The organism is Variovorax sp. GW821-FHT09B05, assembly GCF_059418265.1.
This window is the reverse complement of the sequence record NZ_JBWKPN010000008.1, coordinates 69,803-86,162: the sequence shown is the minus strand read 5'-3', so window position 1 is coordinate 86,162 and position 16,360 is coordinate 69,803. Positions and strand designations below refer to the sequence as shown.

Here is a 16,360-nt window from a genome sequence, read left to right as displayed (position 1 = left end):
TCTAAATTGCCCCTGCCGGCGCTCCGGTCTTGCCTTTCTCCCCTCTTGACGCGTCGATTTAGATATATCTAAAATAATTTAGACACAAACAGATATCGATTCAGAAAGAGAGGCTCCCATGCGTCATTTCCACTTCGACCATTGCCACCGCACCCCGCGCGGCGAGCACGAGGACGGCCTCTCGGGTGGCCGGGGCCGCGGCGGGCGCCACGGCTTCGGCGCCGGCCGGGTGTTCGGCCACGGCGGCCTGCGCTTCGTGTTGCTGCAGCTCATCGCCGACAAGCCCTCGCACGGCTACGAACTCATCAAGCTGATCGAGGAACGCCTGGGCGGCAGCTATGCGCCGAGCCCCGGCGTGGTCTATCCCACGCTGACCCTGCTCGAGGAGCTGGGCCACCTCAGCGTCGAGAGCGGCGCCGAGGGCGGCGGCCGCAAGCGCTACACCCTCACCGACAGCGGGCGCGAGTACCTGGCGGCCAACCGCGAGACCGCCGAATCGATGATGGAACGCCTCAACGGCGGCGTCGACGGCGCCGGCGCGCGCGGCGGCCGGCCGCCGCAGGTCACGCGCGCCATCGAGAACCTCAAGCTCGCGATGCGCCTGCGCCTCTCGGGCACGCCCCTCACCGAACAACAAGCCCACGAATTCGCCGCGGTGCTCGACAGCGCCGCACAACAGATCGAACGTCTTTGAAAGTCAACCGCACATGACCGACTTCTCCACCGCCTCCCAACCCGACCGCCTGCCGCGCCGCGTGCGCCACGACCTGCGCTTTCGCCAGCTCACGGTGAAGAGCGTGCAGCGCGTCACGCCGCACCTTCTGCGCGTGGTGCTCACCGGCGACGAGCTCGAGGGCTTCCACAGCCCGGGCTTCGACGACCACGCCAAGCTGTTCTTCCCCGACCCGGCCACCGGCCGCCTGACCCTGCCGACCATGGGCCCCGACGGCCCGGTCTGGCCCGAGGGCCGCCCCACCATGCGCGACTACACGCCGCGCCGCCACGACGCGGCCGCGAAGACGCTCGAGATCGACTTCGCGCTGCACGAGGCCGGCCCCGCCACGCAATGGGCCGAGAACGCCAAGCCCGGCGACCGCATCGGCGTGGGCGGCCCACGCGGCTCGTTCATCGTGCCGACCGAGTTCGATTGGCACCTGCTGATTGGCGACGACACCGCGCTGCCCGCCATCTCGCGCCGCCTGGCCGAGCTGCCCGCGGGCGCGCGTGTGGTGGTGCTGGCCGAGGTCGACGGCCCCGAGGACGAGATTCCGTTCGAGACCCGGGCCGCGCTCACGCTGGTGTGGGTGCATCGCCGCGGCGTGTCGGCGGGCCTGAGCCCAATGCTGCTCGAGACGCTCAAGAAGCAGGCGCTGCCCGAGGGCGACTACCACGCCTGGGTCGGCTGCGAGACCGGCGTGGCGAAGGCCGTGCGCTCGCACCTGGTGGGCGAGCGCGGCGCGAATCCGAAGTGGATCCGGGCCTCGGGCTACTGGCGCCGCGGCACGGCCGCGACGCACGACGCGATCGAGGACTGAGCGGCCTTGCGCGCGGTGCCGCTCAGTGCGGCACTTCGGCCGGCCCCGAGGCCGCCGCGCGCTTCGGGCTGCGGATCAGCAGCAGCAGCGGGATCGCCACCAGCGTGATCACCATCATGATCGCGAAGTCGTCGAGGTAGCCGACCAGCGCGCCCTGCCGCGTGACCTCGGCGTTGAGCAGGGCCAGGCCCAGCGGGTTGTCGGGCGACATCATCGAAGGCAGCGTGGCCAGCGCCGGATTGCCGGGCGCCACGGTGGTCGCGATCTGCGCATGGGCGGCGCTCGAGCCCTCGGTGAGCAGCGCCTGCACGATCGAGATGCCCACGCTGCTGCCGATGTTGCGCAGCAGGCTGAAGATCGGCGTGCCCTGGTTGCGCAGCCGCGGCGCCAGCGTGGCGAAGGTGGCGGTCGACAGCGGCACGAAGGTGAAGCCGATGCCCAGGCCCTGGACGAAGCCCGAGACGATGATCAAGGTGCTGTCCATCTGCAGCGTGATGCGCGTCATCTGGTAGAGCGAGAAGGCCGTGAGCCCGAAGCCCAGCGCCATGATCGCACGCACGTCCACGCGCTGCACCAGCCGCCCCACCACCAGCATCGCGATCATGGTGCCGATGCCGCGCGGCGCCGTGACCTGCCCCGTGTAGACCACCGGATAGCCCATCAGCCCCTGCAGGAAGTTCGGCAGCAGCGCCATGGTCGCGTAGAGGATCATGCCGACGATGAAGGCGAACAGCAGGCCGGTGACGAAGTTGCGGTCCTTGAGCAGGTCGCGGTCGAAGAAGGAGACGCCGCGCACGGTCCAGGTGTGGACCACGAAGAAGCAGAAGGCCACCAGCGAGGCCGCGGCCTCGAGCCGGATCTCCCACGAGTCGAACCAGTCGAGCTGCTCGCCGCGGTCGAGGAACAGCTGAAGCATGCCGATGGCGAGGCTCAGGGTGACGAAGCCGAAGATGTCGAGCTTCTCGCCTTGCGGCCGGCTCTCGGGCAGGTAGCGCGCGATGCCCCAGAAGGCGAAGACGCCCACCGGCAGGTTGATGAAGAAGACCCAGCGCCAGTCGAAGTTGTCGGTGAGCCAGCCGCCCAGCAGCGGCCCGAGGATCGGCCCGACCATGATGCCCGCGCCCCAGATCGCCATCGCCTGGCCGACCTTCTCGCGCGGGTTGATGTCCAGCAGCACCGCCTGCGACAGCGGCACCAGCGCCGCGCCGAAGATGCCCTGCAGCAGCCGCGCGCCGACGATGCCCACCAGCGAGGTCGCCAGGCCGCACAGCGCCGAGGCGATGGTGAAGCCGATCACCGAGATGATGAACACGCGCCGCCGGCCCCAGTGGCCGCAGAGCCAGCCGGTGAGCGGCAGCGCGATCGCCGAGGCCACGATGTAGGAGGTCAGCACCCAGGTGATCTGGTCCTGCGAGGCCTGCAGGCTGCCCTGCATGTGCGGCAGCGCGACGTTGGCGATCGTGGTGTCGAGCGCCTGCATGATGGTCGCGAGCATGATCGAGACGGTGATCATCCCGCGGTGCGGCACCGCGGTTCCGGGCGCGGCGGTCATTTGCCCTCGCCCTCGGGGCCGTTGCCGCCCGTGATCTCGAGCAGGCTGCCGCGCACCTTGCCGAGCAGCGCCAGCAGCTGGGCGCGCTCGCCGGGCGCCAGCACCGCCATCACGCGCGCATTGAGCCCGTCGCTGAGATTGAGCGCGGCATCGAGCGCCTTCTCGGCGCTGGGCTGCAGGTGGATCAGCTTCACGCGCCGGTCGGTGGCGCTGGCCTCGCGGCGGATCCAGCCGGCCGCCTCCATGCGGTCGCACAGCCCGCCCACGGCCATCGGCGTGAGCTCCAGCCGCTGCGCGAGCTCGGCCTGCGACAGCGGCGCCTCCTCGCCTTCCATGGCCAGCACGCCGAGCAGCCGGCACTGCGCGCTGCTCAGCCCGATGCGCTCGCGCGCGAGGCGGTCGAAGGCCTCGCCGTAGCGCTTGGCCACGTCCTTCACGATGAAGCCGAAACGCTGGCTGAAGTCCCTTTTCATAAGGGACTTGATTATCTACATGTTTATTAGTTGGGCCTTAGCGGCCCGTTCTCAGAGCCAGCCCGCGCGCCGGAACCGGTAGTAGAGATAGCCGCAGGTGCCCGCGATCAGCGCCAGCGCCGTGGGGTAGCCCCAGCGGAATTTCAGCTCGGGCATGAATTCGAAGTTCATGCCCCAGACGCCCGCGAAGGCGGTGCACACGGCGAAGATGCTGGCCCAGGCCGCCAGGCGCTTGGTGACCTCGCTTTCCTCGATCGTGACCATCGAGAGGTTGACCTGGATCGCGGTGGCCACCGTGTCGCGCATGGCGTCGATCGAGCCGTTGATGCGCCCCAGGTGGTCGCCCACGTCGCGAAAGTACTCCTGCGAGCCCATGCAGATCTGCGGCACCCGCCCGCCGTGCAGCTTGCCGGCCGCCTCGGTCAGCGGCGCCACGGCGCGCTTGAGCACCATGCTGCGGCGCTTGAGTTCGTAGAGCTGCTTGATCTTGTCGCGCGCCGCGCCGCTTTGCGCAAAGATCTGCTGCTCGATCGATTCGAGCTCGTCCTCGAGCGCGTCGATCACCGGGAAGTAGCGGTCGACCACCGCGTCCATCAGCGCATAGAGCACGAAGCCGGCGCCGTTCTTCAGCAGCTCGGGCTCGCGTTCGCAGCGCTCGCGCACGCCGAGGAAGCCCTGCCGGCTGCGGTTGCGCACCGACAGCACGTAGTTGCTGCCCACGAACACGTCGACCTCGCCCACATGGATGCACTGCTCGCCGGCGTCCGAGGGCTCGACCAGGTGCATCACCACGAACAGCGAGTTGCCGTACTCCTCGACCTTGGGTCGCTGGTGGCCGTGCTGGGCGTCTTCCACGGCCAGCGGATGCAGGCCGAACTCGAGCTGCATCACGGCCAGTTCCTCGGGCGTGGCGTCGCTGAGCGCCACCCAGACGAAGCAGCCGGGCCGCGAGATGTATTCGCTGATGCTTTCGACGGGGATGTCGGCCAGCTTGGCGCCGTTCTCGTAAGCCACGCAGTTGATCAGCATCGGCGCTCCAGGATCGCGGTTGGATTGAGGGGTGCCGATGGTGCCACGGGGCCGCGTGCCGCTGCCTGACCGCCGCGAGAGGGAGCGCAAAAGTTAAAACATTGCTACTCGCAAGCGGTCGAAGGGTTTAGTTGCGTGACTTTTTGCTCATTTCTTTCACCCGCCTACAAGTCTTACCGCGCAAAGACTGACAGGCGTTGTGCGGGCGATACACGAACATCGCTTCGCTGTCACGCAAAAGGGGCGCCCACCAAACAGAAGAGCAGCCGCCCACAGCCATCAGGGAAGAACTCCACCCGCCCACGTGCGGGTGTTTTTTTGCCCGCTCGCAACCTCTTCCCCCCGCATCCCGCCCCACGCCGCCCACCGGCTTGCGGGTCGGCCACAATACCGGGCGCCCCGCGCCATGGCCTGGCCGGGATCCAGCGACGATGCGTCCATGCCCGAACTCTCAGACAGCACTTTCTCCAACGCCAGCAATGGCTTACGCGCCCATTCCGTGACAGATACCCCCGCCGCAGCCGCCCCCGATTACGCTGGGCACACGCCCATGATGAGCCAATATCTCCGGCTCAAGGCGGACCATCCGGACACCCTGCTCTTCTACCGGATGGGCGATTTCTACGAACTCTTCTGGGCCGACGCCGAGAAGGCCGCGCGCCTGCTCGACATCACGCTGACCCAGCGCGGCCAGTCGGCCGGGCAGCCGGTCGTGATGTGCGGCGTGCCCTTCCACTCTGTCGACACCTACCTCGGGCGGCTCATCAAGCTCGGCGAATCGGTGGCGATCTGCGAGCAGGTCGGCGAGGTCGGCGCCTCCAAGGGCCCGGTCGAGCGCAAGGTGGTGCGCGTGGTCACGCCCGGCACGCTGACCGATGCCGAGCTGCTCAACGACAAGGCCGATGCCACGCTGCTGGCGGTGCATGCCGGCACGCGCAATTTCTGCGGCCTGGCCTGGCTCAGCGTGACCGGTGCCGAGCTGCGGCTGGCCGAATGCCCGGCCGACGCGCTCGAGGCCTGGATCGCGCGCATCGCGCCGAGCGAACTGCTCTACGGCGCCGAGGTCACGCCGGCCTTCGAGCAGCGGCTCAAGGCGGCGCGCAGCGCCACGCCCTTCACGCTGTCGGTGCGGCCGGCCTGGCAGTTCGACGGCGGCCTGGGCGAACGCAAGCTCAGCGAGCAGATGGGCAGCCAGAGCCTCGCGGCCTGGAATGCCGAATCGCTGACCAACGCCCATGCGGCGGCGGCCGCGCTGCTGGGCTATGCCGAACACACGCAGGGCCGCGCGTTGTCGCACCTGCAGCGGCTCACGGTCGAGCGCGACGGCGACCTGATCGAGCTGCCGCCCACCACGCGGCGCAACCTCGAGCTGGTGCAGACGCTGCGCGGCGAGGACTCGCCCACGCTGTTCTCGCTGCTCGACACCTGCATGACCGGCATGGGCAGCCGCCTGCTCAAGCGCTGGCTGCTGGCGCCGCGGCGCGAGCGCGGCGACGCGCAGGCGCGGCTCGAGGCCATCGGCGCGCTGCAGGCCACCGTGCTCGGCGGCGCCGGCGCGCCCTGGCGCACGCTGCGCGAGCAGCTCAAGAACACCAGCGACGTGGAACGCATCGCGGCGCGCATCGCGCTGCGCCAGGTGCGCCCGCGCGAACTGCTGGCGCTGCGGCTGGCGCTGGCCAAGGCCGAGCAGCTCGCGCCCGCCCTGCCCGGCGCCGCGGCGCTGCTGGCGCAGATCGCCGAACGGCTGGCGCCGCCGCCGGGCTGTGCCGAGCTGCTCGCGAGCGCGATCAAGCCCGACCCGGCCGCGCTGGTGCGCGACGGCGGCGTGATCGCCACCGGCCACGACGCCGAGCTCGACGAGTTGCGCGAGATCAGCGAGAACTGCGACGACTTCCTGCTCAAGCTCGAGGTCAGCGAACGCGAGCGCACCGGCATCAGCAACCTGCGCGTGCAGTTCAACCGGGTGCACGGCTTCTACATCGAGGTGACGCAGAGCGCGCTCTCGAAGGTGCCCGACAACTACCGCCGGCGCCAGACGCTGAAGAACGCCGAGCGCTTCATCACGCCCGAGCTCAAGGCCTTCGAGGACAAGGCGCTGAGCGCGCAGGACCGCGCGCTGGCGCGCGAGAAGTGGCTCTACGAGCAGCTGCTCGACGCGCTGCAGGCCTCGGTGCCCGCGCTCACGCGCCTGGCCACGGCGCTCGCCACGCTCGACGCGCTGTGCGCGCTGGCAGAGCGCTCGCACACGCTGCACTGGCGCGCGCCGAGCTTCGTCTCGCACCCGTGCATCGAGATCCAGCAGGGCCGCCATCCGGTGGTCGAGGCGCGGCTGGCCGAGAAGTCCTCGGGCGGCTTCATCGCCAACGACACCCAGCTCGGCCCGCAGCAGCGCATGCAGGTCATCACCGGCCCCAACATGGGCGGCAAGTCGACCTACATGCGGCAGGTGGCGATCATCGTGCTGCTGGCCTCGATCGGCTCGCACGTGCCGGCCGCGGCCTGCCGCCTGGGGCCGATCGACGCCATCCACACCCGCATCGGCGCGGCCGACGACCTGGCCAACGCGCAGTCGACCTTCATGCTCGAGATGACCGAGGCCGCGCAGATCCTGCACGGCGCCACCGCGCAGTCGCTGGTGCTGATGGACGAGATCGGCCGCGGCACCAGCACCTTCGACGGGCTGGCGCTGGCCGCGGGCATCGCGGCCCAGCTGCACGACCGCGCCAAGGCCTTCACGCTGTTCGCCACCCACTACTTCGAGCTCACGGAATTCCCGGCCACGCACCATGGTGCGGTCAACATGCACGTGAGCGCCACCGAGGCCGGCCGCGACATCGTGTTCCTGCACGAGATGCAGCCCGGCCCGGCCAGCAAGAGCTACGGGATCCAGGTCGCACGGCTGGCGGGCATGCCCGCGGCGGTGGTCAACCATGCGCGCCAGGCGCTGGAAGCGCTCGAGTCGCAGCATGCGCAAACTCGTGCACAGGTCGACCTGTTCGCACCGCCGCCGGCTTCCGAAACCCCCATGGTCAGCGCCGTAGAATCCGCGCTGTCCGCGCTCGACCCCGACGCGATGACCCCGCGCGAAGCCCTCGACGCGCTCTACGCCTTACAGAAACTGAATGCACGCGACCGCGGAGCCCCATGAGCAGGCACTGCTCTTGCGAGACGAAAAAATGACTTATTGCGTAGGCATCAAACTCAACGCCGGCCTGGTGTTCCTTTCCGATTCGCGCACCAACGCGGGCGTGGACCACATCAGCACCTTCCGCAAGATGATCGTCTACGAGCAACCCGGCGACCGCGTCATGGTGCTGCTGTCCTCGGGCAACCTCAGCATCTCGCAGTCGGTGCGCGAGATCCTGCAGATCGAGGAGCTGCGCGAGACGCAGGAGAACGGCGAGCCCGGCACGCCGACCACGATCTGGAACGCCAAGAGCATGTTCGATGCCGCGCGCGTGCTCGGCTCGGCCGTGCGCCACGTCTACGACCGCGATGCCGAGGCGCTCAAGCATGCGGGCCTGGACTTCAATGTCTCGTTCATCTTCGGCGGCCAGGTCAAGGGCGAGGGCATGCGCCTGTTCCTGGTCTACGCGGCCGGCAACTTCATCGAGGCCACGACCGAGACGCCGTACTTCCAGATCGGCGAATCGAAGTACGGCAAGCCGGTGCTCGATCGCGTGCTCACGCCCGAGACGCCGCTCGACGAGGCCGCCAAGTGCGCGCTGGTGTCGATGGACTCGACCATGAAGTCCAACCTCTCGGTCGGCCTGCCGCTGGACCTCGTGGTCTACGAGGCCAACAAGCTCGAGACCGACCGCGTGATCTGCATCGACGCCGACAACCCCTACTACCGCATGGTGCACAACAGCTGGGGCCAGAAGCTGCGCGAGGTGTTCGACAGCATCGAGGACCCGGTATGGGACGACAGCGCCACCGAGCATCCGCTGAAGATGCCGGCCACGCGGCACGGCGCGCTGCGCAAGATCTCCACGCCCGACGAAAAGCTCATCTGACCTCCGTGCCGCCGATCGTCTTCTCGCACGGCAACAGTTTTCCCGCGAGCACCTACCGCGTCGTCCTCGACAGCCTGCGCAACCGCGGCTTCGAGGTCGATGCCATCGAGAAATTCGGGCACGACCCGAAGTACCCGGTCACCGACAACTGGCCGCACCTGGTCGAGCAGCTGGCCGACTTCGCGCGGCCGCGCGCCGAACGCGCGGGCGGGCCGGTGTTCCTGGTCGGCCATTCGCTCGGCGGCTTCCTGAGCCTGATGTGCGCCGCGCGGCATCCCGAGCTGGCGCGCGGCGTGGTGCTGGTCGACTCGCCGATCCTCGGCGGCTGGCGCGCCAACACGCTCAACATGGTGAAGCGCACGCCGCTCATGAAGAGCATCTCGCCCGGCGCGATCAGCCGCCGGCGCCGCAACAGCTGGGAGCACCGCGAGGCGGTGTTCGAGCATTTCCGCAGCAAGAAGGCCTTCGCGAAGTGGGACGAGCAGGTGCTGCACGACTACATCGACCACGGCACCTTCGACAGCGAGGACACGCGCGCGCTGAGCTTCGACCGCGACGTCGAGACCGCCATCTACAACACGCTGCCGCACAACCTCGGCGCGCTGCTGCGCAGCCATCCGCTCAAGTGCAAGGCGGCCTTCATCGGCGGGCGCCAGTCGGCCGAGATGAAGCGCGTGGGCATGGCGATGACGCAGCAGGTGACCAAGGGCCGCATCGCGATGCTCGATGGCACGCACCTGTTTCCAATGGAGAAGCCGCTGGCCACGGCGGCCGCGATCGAGGCGGCGCTGCGCAACCTGATGGGCTGACAGGGCCTCAGCGAAAGCGCGCCCGGTAGTCGAGCGGCGGCACGCCGAAGCGCCGCTGGAACGCGCGCCGCATGATCTCCTCCGAACCGAAGCCGCAGCGCTGCGCCACCGCCTTGATGGTCGCGCCCGACGATTCCAGCAGCCGCGTCGCGCGGTCCAGCCGCATGCGCTCGACCGCGTGCGCGGGCGTGACGCCGGTGCGCTGCAGGTAGAAGCGCGCGAAGGTGCGCGGCGCCATCGCCATGCGGTCGGCCAGCCGCGCCACGTCGAGCGTCTCGTGCAGGTGCTCGTCGATCCAGCCATGCAGCGACTCGATGCGCGGGTCCTCGGCTTCCTGCGCGAGCAGCGCGCTGCTGAACTGCGACTGCCCGCCCGGGCGCTTGTAGAACACCACCAGCTTCTTCGCCACGCCGATGGCGATGGCGCGGCCGAGGTCGGCCTCGACCATGCCCAGCGCCATGTCGATGCCGGCCGTGACGCCGGCCGAGGTCCAGCGGCGGCCGTCGCGGAAGTAGATCGCGTCGCGCTGCACCTCGATGCGCGGGAAGGCCGCGCCCAGCGCGTCGCAGGCGCCCCAGTGGGTGGCGGCGCGGCAGCCGTCGAGCAGGCCGGCGCGGCCCAGCACGAAGGCGCCGGTGCAGACCGAGGCGACGCGGTCGAAGCGCGCGCCATGGCGGCGCAGCCAGGCCTCGGCCGCCTCGGTGCCGCCACCGCCGAGCTGCGTCGAAGGGTTCCAGGCGGCCGGGCCGCCGGGCGCGACCACGGTGCTGGTGCCCGCCTCGGCATGGCGAACGCGCGCGGGCCAGGCCTCGGCCTGCACCGCGAGCCCGCTCGAGCTGGCCACCGGCCCCGCCTCGGCGGCCAGCACGCGCGTGCGGTAGACCGGCGCGCGGCCCGCGAGCCGCAGCTCGTCGTTGGCGGTGGCGAACACCTGCAGCGGACCCGACACGTCGAGCAGCTGGAAGCGCTCGAACACCACGAACCAGACGGGCAGGATCGACATGGAGACGTTGCCTTCGCGAAGCAGAAAGACGCAGCAGAACCGAAGCCGGCGGGCCGCGCCAGGGCTGGCAGGAATGATGGGGCAATTGTCTCGAATGCCAGCCCTTCGCTTCCTAGACTGGGCCGATCCCCCCACCTGGAGTTTCCCCATGAAGATCGGCATGCTCGTCTTTCCCGACATCACCGCGACCGACTACGTCGCGCCCGCGGACCTGCTGGTGCGCATTCCCGGCGCCAGCCTCTCGCTGGTGTGGAAGCACACCGACCCGATCCGCACCGAGCTCGGCTGGGAGTTCCGCGCCACGCAGGCGATGGCCGACTGCCCGCAGTTCGACATGCTCGTGGTGCCCGGCGGCCCCGGCGTCGCGGCGCTGTTCGAGGACCGCGAGACGGTCGACTTCCTCGCGCGCCAGGGCCGCGGCGCGCGCTGGGTGGTCGGCATCTGCACCGGCCCGCTGCTGCTGGGCGTGGCCGGCCTGCTCGAGGGCTACGAGGCCACCTGCCACTGGGCCTCGCACGAACTGCTGGCGATGGTCGGCGCGACGCCACGCGACCAGCGCGTGGTGGTCGACCGCAACCGCATCACCGGCGCCGGCGTGACCTCGGGCATCGACTGCGCGCTGCGCGCGATCGCGCAAGCCACCGACGACGACACGGCGCGCGCGATCCAACTGTTCGCCGAATACGACCCGCAGCCGCCGTTCGACAGCGGCGCGCCGGCCAAGGCGCCGGCCCACATCGTCGAGGCGGCGCGCGCGCGCGTGGCCGGCGTGGTGGCCGAGCGGCGCGCGATCCTGGCGCGCATCGGGCGCACGGCCCCGGTGGCCGCCTGAACCGAGGGAGGACTGCATGACCACGTCCCTGCCCCGCCGCTCGGCATTGGCCCTCGGCGCCGGCCTGCTGGCCGCGCCCTTCCTGCGCGCGCGGGCCGAAGGCAACCCGATCCGCATCCTCGTCGGCTACGCGGCCGGCGGCCCGGCCGACATCGCCGCGCGCATCGTGGCCGAGAAGCTCGCGCTGCAGCTGCAGCAGCCGGTGGTGGTCGACAACCGGCCCGGCGCCGGCGGCCAGCTCGCGGCGATCGCGCTCAAGGCCGCGCCGGCCGACGGCTCGGTGCTGATGCTGACCAACACCCACACGGTGGCGACGGTGCCGCTGACGGTGAAGAACCCGGGCTTCTCGACCACGCGCGACTTCCGGCCCGTGGGCAGCGTCGCCACCTTCGAGCTCGCGCTCGCGACGAATCCGGCGACCACCAACGCCTCGAACCTCGCGGCCTTCGGGCGCTGGCTGGCCACGCACCGCGGCGACGCCGCCATCGGCGTGCCGGCCGCGGCCAGCGCGCCCGAGTTCATGGCGAGCCGGATCGCGCGCCACTTCCAGGTCGAGAGCCTGCCCGTGCCCTACAAGGGCTCGGCGCCGATGCTGCCCGACCTGCTCGGCGGCACGCTGCACGGCGCGATCACCAGCGTGTCGGACTTCCTGCCCTACCACCGCAGCGGCCGGCTGCGCATCCTCGCGTCGACGCGGCGCACGCCGCTGCTGCCCGAGGTGCCGTCGTTCGAGGAGGCCGGCCTGCCCGGCATGGAGCTCACCGAGCTGCTGGGCCTCTACGCGGGCGCCGGCGTGCCCGAGGCCACGGTGGCGCGCTACAACGCCGCGCTGGCGCAGGTGCTGGCGCAGCCCGAGGTGGTGGAGAAGTTCAGGGGCCTCGACATGACGACCGTGCCCGGCACGCCGGCCGACCAGGGCGAGCGGCTCGCGAAGATCGACCGCATGCTCGGGCAGCTCGTGAAGGATTCGGGCTTCAAGCTCTAAAGGTTCCGGATCAGGCCTCGGCGGGCTCGCAGCGCACCGCGTCGCCCGCGCGCAGCGGGCCGCCCGCCAGCACGCGCGCGGTCAGCCCGCCGTGGCCGCGCATCGCGTTGTAGCCGCCCGGGCCCAGCAGCTCCTCCATGCGCGAGCAGGGCTCGCAGGGGCCCGTGATCTCGAGCCGCACCGAGTCGCCGAGCCGCAGCACCAGCGGCTGGTCGCGGAACAGCGAGCGCGCGGCGATCAGGTTCAGGCCCGACACCACGAGGTTGCGCCGCAGCAGCGCGGCGTCGACGGCCGCATGGCCGGCCAGCGCGGCGATCGCGCCCAGGTGCTCGGCCTGGATCAGCGTGACCTGGCGCTTGCCGCCGGGTCTGGCCGCGCTCGCGCGGTCGCCTTCCAGTCCCGAGCCCGCGAGCGCCTGCGCGCCCTCGACGGCCTGCACCGGCACGCGCCGCGCGGGCCGCAGGTAGACGGCCTCGAGACGGCCGGCGCGCGGAAACTGGCGCATGAGTTCGCGAAGGTCGGGCATGCGCGCGATTGTCCGTGGCACCGCGCACGCGCCAGCAAAACCACGGCGGCGATACAAATTGCAATAACTGGCGACAATCCAGGGAAAACGCCCCGCCGCCATGTCCACGCCTCTTCCGGAACCCCCCGAACCCGTGTCGCTGACCCCCGCGCTGGTGGTCGAGGACGATCCGGCCATGCAGCAGCGGCTGGCCCACGTGCTCGGCACGCTGGGCTGCACCGCGCCGCAGATCGCCTGGGCCGACAGCGTGGCCTCGGCACGGGCGCTGCTGGCCGCGCGCAGCTTCGGTGTGGCGCTGGTCGACATCGGGCTGCCCGACGGCAGCGGCGTCGACCTGATCGGCTGGCTGCAGCAGCACCACCCGCGGCTGCCGGCGGTGGTGATCTCGGCCTACCGCACCGAGGAAACCATCTTTGCGGCGCTGCGCGCGGGCGCCATCGGCTACCTGCTGAAGGAGCGCGACGACCTCGAGCTCAGCATCGCGCTGCGCAGCATCGAGCAGGGCGGCGCGCCGATCGATCCCGCGATCGCACGGCGCATCCTGGGCTGGCTCACGCACCAGCCGAACGCCGCGCCCGCGACCATGCCCGCGCCGCTGCCGATCCCGGCCATGACCGCCGACACCCAGCCGGGCGAGCTGCTGCCCGCTTCGGGCCTCGCGCCGCGCAAGGAGGAAGCGCCCGCCGCCGCGCTGCTGAGCCGGCGCGAGCACCGCATCCTCGAACTGGTGTCGCAGGGCCTCAGCAACCGCGACATGGCCGAAATGCTCTCGATCTCCCGATTGACCGTGGAATGCCACACCAAGAACATCTACCGCAAGCTGGCCGTCGGATCGCGCACCGAGGCGGTCTACCAGGCGCGGCTGCACGGGCTGCTGCGCTGAGCTTCCTGCGCCGCCTGGCCGCGGCGCTGGCGCTGCTGCTGTGCGCGCATGGCGCGCTGGCCCAGGACTTCCCCGCGCTGCGCATCGAGGCCGTGCGCGCCGCCGGCTGGCACGACACGCGTCCGCCCGAGGACGGCTGGGAGCCGGTCGCCGCCCTGCCCGACAACTGGGCCGACCGCTGGAGCGGCTTCGACGGCGTGGCCTGGTACCGGCTGCGCTGGGAACAGCCGGCCGAGCAGCGCGAGACCGGCCTGCTGCTGCACTACCTCAACATGGCCGGCGCCGTGTACCTCAACGGCACGCCGATCTCGCGCGACGCCAGCCTGGTCGAGCCGCTCACGCGGGCCTGGAACACGCCGCGCTACTGGCTGCTGGCGCCGCCGCTGCTGCGCGCGGGCACCAACACTCTGCTGGTGCGCGTCTCGGGACTCGCGGTCTACCAGGCCGGGCTGGGGCCCGTCGTGGTCGGGCCGCCGGCCGTGCTGCAGGCCACCTACGAACGCGAGCGCGTGGTGCGGCGCGACCTGCAGGTGCTGGGCCTCGCGGTCAGCGCGGCGGTGTCGGCCTTCTTCGCGGCGCTGTGGCTGCTGCGGCGGCGCGAAACCGCCTACGGCTGGTTCGCGCTGATGTCCATGCTGTGGCTGCTGTTCGGCTACAACCAGATCGCCACCAGCCCCTGGCCCTTCGCCACCACCTCGGCCTGGCAGGCGCTCAACACCTCGCTGCTGCTGGTCTTCAGCACCGCCTACGCGGTGTTCGCGCTGCGCTTCTGCGACCGCCGCATGCCGCTGCTCGAGGGCGCCTCGCTGCTGGCGGCGGCGGTCGGCGTGCTCGACCTGTGGCTGGCCGCGCCCGCCGCACTGCCGCTGCACCGCGCGATCTGGACGCTGGTGGGCGGGCTGACGATCATCGTGGTCAACAGCGCCGCCATCGTCCACGCCTGGCGCCATCGCGGCAGCCCGATGCGCTCGCTCGCGCCCTTCATGGCGGTGTCGGGGCTCACCGGCGCGCACGACCTGCTGGTGTTCACCCAGGTGATCGACAGCAACCTCTACTACACCACCATGTCTTCGTACGTGCTGCTGCTGGGCATGGCGCTGACGCAGGCCGGGCGCTTCGTGCAGAGCCTGCGCCGCATCGAGAACTTCAACACCGAGCTGATCCAGGAAGTGAACGCGGCCAAGGACGAGCTCGCGGCCACGCTGTCGCAGCGCCATGCGCTGGAGCTCGCCCATGCGCGCATCGGCGAGCGCGTGAACCTCGCGAGCGACCTGCACGACGGCCTGGGCGGCATGCTGGTGGGCAGCATCGCGACGCTGGAGCGCACGCCCGAGCACCTGAGCGCGCCGCAGCTGCTGGCCATGCTCAAGCGGCTGCGCGACGACCTGCGGCTGATCATCGACGCCAACGGCCGCGACGACGGCGCGCATGCGCTGGCCGACCTGGTCGCGCCGCTGCGGCATCGGCTCACGCAATTGCTAGAGGCCAACGGCATCGAATGCCGCTGGCGCGTGGAAGGCCTGCAGGCGCTGACGCTCGCGCCCTCGCAGAACCTCGACCTGCTGCGCTTCCTGCAGGAGGCGCTGACCAACGTGCTGCGCCACAGCGGCGCGCGGCGGGTCGACGTGTCGCTGGTGGAAGAGAACGGCCAGCTGCGGCTCGAGGTGCGCGACGATGGCCGCGGCTTCGAGCCCGAGGCGCCGCCGCGGCCCGAGGGCACCGGCCTGCGCAGCCTGCGCACGCGGGCGCGGCGGCTGGGCGGGGCCTTCGAGATCGCCTCGGCGCCGGGCGCCACCCGCGTCGGGCTGCGGATGCCGGTCGGCGCCGTCTGAGACGGAAAAAAGCTAAGGCCTTACTCGGCCCAGACGATCCAGCCCTGCCAGGCGGTGACCAGGATCAGGATGCCGAAGGCAATGCGGTACCAGGCGAACGGGATGAAGCTGTGCGAGCTGATGTAGCGCAGCAGCCAGCGCACGCACAGCCAGGCACTGAGGAACGAGAACAGCAGGCCGACCGCGAACAGCGGGATGTCGGCCACCGACAGCAGCGAGCGCACCTTGTAGAGGCTGTAGACGCCGGCGCCGATCAGCGTCGGGATCGCGAGGAAGAACGAGAAGTCGGTGGCCGCCTGGCGCGACAGCCCCAGCAGCATGCCGCCGATGATGGTGGAACCGCTGCGGCTGGTGCCCGGCACCATCGCGAAGCACTGCACCAGGCCGACCTTGAGGGCGTCCCAGGGTGTCATGTCGTCGACGTTCTCGACCCGCACCGAGCCCGGCGGCCGCTTCTCGGCCCACAGGATGATGAAGCCGCCGATGATGAAGGTGCTGGCCACCACGGCCGGCGTGAACAGGTGTTCCTTGATCACCTTGCCGAACAGCAGGCCCAGCACCACCGCGGGCAGGAAGCCGATCAGCACGTTGAGCGCGAAGCGCTGCGCCTTGGCCTGGCGCGGCAGCGCCACCACGGTCGAGCGGATCTTCTGCCAATAGACCATGATCACCGCGAAGATCGCGCCGGTCTGGATCGCGATCTCGAACACCTTGCCGCGCTCGTCGTCGAAGCCGCCGAGCAGCGAGCCCGCAAGAATCAGGTGGCCGGTCGACGAGATCGGGAGAAATTCGGTCAGCCCCTCCACGATGCCCATGACGGCGGCCTTGACCAACAGAACGATATCCAACGCGTACTCCTTGAAAGAGCGGCAATTATCGCGAGGG

Annotated in this window: 15 protein-coding genes; 9 read left to right on the top strand and 6 right to left on the bottom strand. The window is 70.5% G+C overall.

All coding sequences use genetic code 11. The features are described from left to right. The first annotated feature begins 118 nt into the window (after positions 1-118). Both AC07RM_RS21355 and AC07RM_RS21350 read left to right on the top strand, forming a co-directional pair. Positions 119-694: a PadR family transcriptional regulator gene (locus AC07RM_RS21355; protein ID WP_203202007.1), complete on the top strand. Its 576-nt coding sequence runs from the start codon at positions 119-121 to the stop codon at positions 692-694. A 13-nt stretch (positions 695-707) separates the two neighbouring features. Further along, positions 708-1,535 carry a siderophore-interacting protein gene (locus AC07RM_RS21350; RefSeq protein WP_495335788.1) on the top strand — a complete coding sequence of 276 codons (828 nt, stop codon included), beginning with the start codon at positions 708-710 and terminating at the stop codon, positions 1,533-1,535. Positions 1,536-1,557: 22 nt separating this feature from the next. Here the strand turns inward: AC07RM_RS21350 and AC07RM_RS21345 are convergent, their stop codons facing one another. Genes AC07RM_RS21345 through corA form a run of 3 tightly spaced genes read right to left on the bottom strand, consistent with a single transcriptional unit; the run spans position 1,558 to position 4,589 of the window. Continuing rightward, positions 1,558-3,087 (bottom strand): DHA2 family efflux MFS transporter permease subunit, encoded by a 1,530-nt coding sequence (locus AC07RM_RS21345; RefSeq protein ID WP_093339633.1) that lies wholly within the window; start codon positions 3,085-3,087, stop codon positions 1,558-1,560. Next, positions 3,084-3,560, bottom strand: coding sequence for a MarR family winged helix-turn-helix transcriptional regulator (locus tag AC07RM_RS21340; RefSeq protein WP_057592826.1), 477 nt, complete (start codon positions 3,558-3,560; stop codon positions 3,084-3,086). The genes AC07RM_RS21345 and AC07RM_RS21340 overlap by 4 nt, the downstream gene beginning before the upstream one ends. A gap of 51 nt (positions 3,561-3,611) precedes the next feature. Then, positions 3,612-4,589: a magnesium/cobalt transporter CorA gene (gene corA / locus AC07RM_RS21335; protein ID WP_093339635.1), complete on the bottom strand. Its 978-nt coding sequence runs from the start codon at positions 4,587-4,589 to the stop codon at positions 3,612-3,614. 553 nt (positions 4,590-5,142) lie between these two features. Here corA and mutS point away from each other — a divergent pair. Genes mutS through AC07RM_RS21320 form a run of 3 tightly spaced genes read left to right on the top strand, consistent with a single transcriptional unit; the run spans position 5,143 to position 9,414 of the window. Further along, positions 5,143-7,737, top strand: coding sequence for a DNA mismatch repair protein MutS (gene mutS, locus AC07RM_RS21330; protein ID WP_495335787.1), 2,595 nt, complete (start codon positions 5,143-5,145; stop codon positions 7,735-7,737). A gap of 28 nt (positions 7,738-7,765) precedes the next feature. Then, on the top strand, positions 7,766-8,605 hold the full coding sequence (locus AC07RM_RS21325; protein ID WP_057592829.1) for a proteasome-type protease: 840 nt from the start codon (positions 7,766-7,768) through the stop codon (positions 8,603-8,605). 5 nt (positions 8,606-8,610) lie between these two features. Then, entirely contained in the window at positions 8,611-9,414 is an 804-nt protein-coding gene (locus AC07RM_RS21320) for an alpha/beta fold hydrolase (RefSeq protein WP_057592830.1), read from the top strand. A gap of 7 nt (positions 9,415-9,421) precedes the next feature. Here the strand turns inward: AC07RM_RS21320 and AC07RM_RS21315 are convergent, their stop codons facing one another. Beyond that, complete coding sequence (locus AC07RM_RS21315; protein WP_495335786.1) at positions 9,422-10,417, bottom strand: GlxA family transcriptional regulator; 996 nt, start codon at positions 10,415-10,417, stop codon at positions 9,422-9,424. A 148-nt stretch (positions 10,418-10,565) separates the two neighbouring features. Here AC07RM_RS21315 and AC07RM_RS21310 point away from each other — a divergent pair, with 148 nt between their 5' ends. Continuing rightward, entirely contained in the window at positions 10,566-11,249 is a 684-nt protein-coding gene (locus AC07RM_RS21310; protein WP_093339809.1) for a DJ-1/PfpI family protein, read from the top strand. A gap of 16 nt (positions 11,250-11,265) precedes the next feature. Then, complete coding sequence (locus tag AC07RM_RS21305) at positions 11,266-12,234, top strand: tripartite tricarboxylate transporter substrate-binding protein (RefSeq protein WP_093339812.1); 969 nt, start codon at positions 11,266-11,268, stop codon at positions 12,232-12,234. Positions 12,235-12,244: 10 nt separating this feature from the next. Here the strand turns inward: AC07RM_RS21305 and AC07RM_RS21300 are convergent, their stop codons facing one another. Beyond that, a complete protein-coding gene (locus AC07RM_RS21300; RefSeq protein WP_495335785.1) occupies positions 12,245-12,760 on the bottom strand; it encodes an MOSC domain-containing protein in 516 nt (171 codons plus the stop codon). 100 nt (positions 12,761-12,860) lie between these two features. Here AC07RM_RS21300 and AC07RM_RS21295 point away from each other — a divergent pair, with 100 nt between their 5' ends. Then, positions 12,861-13,643, top strand: a complete 783-nt coding sequence (locus tag AC07RM_RS21295; RefSeq protein ID WP_495335784.1) for a response regulator — start codon at positions 12,861-12,863, stop codon at positions 13,641-13,643. Beyond that, positions 13,553-15,475 carry a sensor histidine kinase gene (locus tag AC07RM_RS21290; RefSeq protein WP_495335783.1) on the top strand — a complete coding sequence of 641 codons (1,923 nt, stop codon included), beginning with the start codon at positions 13,553-13,555 and terminating at the stop codon, positions 15,473-15,475. The genes AC07RM_RS21295 and AC07RM_RS21290 overlap by 91 nt, the downstream gene beginning before the upstream one ends. Before the next feature lie 20 nt (positions 15,476-15,495). Here AC07RM_RS21290 and AC07RM_RS21285 read toward each other — a convergent pair whose 3' ends face one another. After that, positions 15,496-16,323 carry an undecaprenyl-diphosphate phosphatase gene (locus AC07RM_RS21285; RefSeq protein WP_093339823.1) on the bottom strand — a complete coding sequence of 276 codons (828 nt, stop codon included), beginning with the start codon at positions 16,321-16,323 and terminating at the stop codon, positions 15,496-15,498. Positions 16,324-16,360 lie beyond the last annotated feature (37 nt).

What these genes read in the sequence shown, in the direction of transcription:
- AC07RM_RS21325 (WP_057592829.1), top strand. Translation starts at nt 7,766, where the DNA reads ATGACTTATTGCGTAGGCATCAAACTCAACGCCGGCCTGGTGTTCCTT.
- AC07RM_RS21310 (WP_093339809.1), top strand. Translation starts at nt 10,566, where the DNA reads ATGAAGATCGGCATGCTCGTCTTTCCCGACATCACCGCGACCGACTAC.
- AC07RM_RS21340 (WP_057592826.1), bottom strand. Translation starts at nt 3,560, where the DNA reads ATGAAAAGGGACTTCAGCCAGCGTTTCGGCTTCATCGTGAAGGACGTG.
- AC07RM_RS21300 (WP_495335785.1), bottom strand. Translation starts at nt 12,760, where the DNA reads ATGCCCGACCTTCGCGAACTCATGCGCCAGTTTCCGCGCGCCGGCCGT.
- corA (WP_093339635.1), bottom strand. Translation starts at nt 4,589, where the DNA reads ATGCTGATCAACTGCGTGGCTTACGAGAACGGCGCCAAGCTGGCCGAC.
- AC07RM_RS21305 (WP_093339812.1), top strand. Translation starts at nt 11,266, where the DNA reads ATGACCACGTCCCTGCCCCGCCGCTCGGCATTGGCCCTCGGCGCCGGC.
- AC07RM_RS21355 (WP_203202007.1), top strand. Translation starts at nt 119, where the DNA reads ATGCGTCATTTCCACTTCGACCATTGCCACCGCACCCCGCGCGGCGAG.
- AC07RM_RS21290 (WP_495335783.1), top strand. Translation starts at nt 13,553, where the DNA reads ATGCCACACCAAGAACATCTACCGCAAGCTGGCCGTCGGATCGCGCAC.
- AC07RM_RS21315 (WP_495335786.1), bottom strand. Translation starts at nt 10,417, where the DNA reads ATGTCGATCCTGCCCGTCTGGTTCGTGGTGTTCGAGCGCTTCCAGCTG.
- AC07RM_RS21295 (WP_495335784.1), top strand. Translation starts at nt 12,861, where the DNA reads ATGTCCACGCCTCTTCCGGAACCCCCCGAACCCGTGTCGCTGACCCCC.
- AC07RM_RS21350 (WP_495335788.1), top strand. Translation starts at nt 708, where the DNA reads ATGACCGACTTCTCCACCGCCTCCCAACCCGACCGCCTGCCGCGCCGC.
- AC07RM_RS21345 (WP_093339633.1), bottom strand. Translation starts at nt 3,087, where the DNA reads ATGACCGCCGCGCCCGGAACCGCGGTGCCGCACCGCGGGATGATCACC.
- mutS (WP_495335787.1), top strand. Translation starts at nt 5,143, where the DNA reads ATGAGCCAATATCTCCGGCTCAAGGCGGACCATCCGGACACCCTGCTC.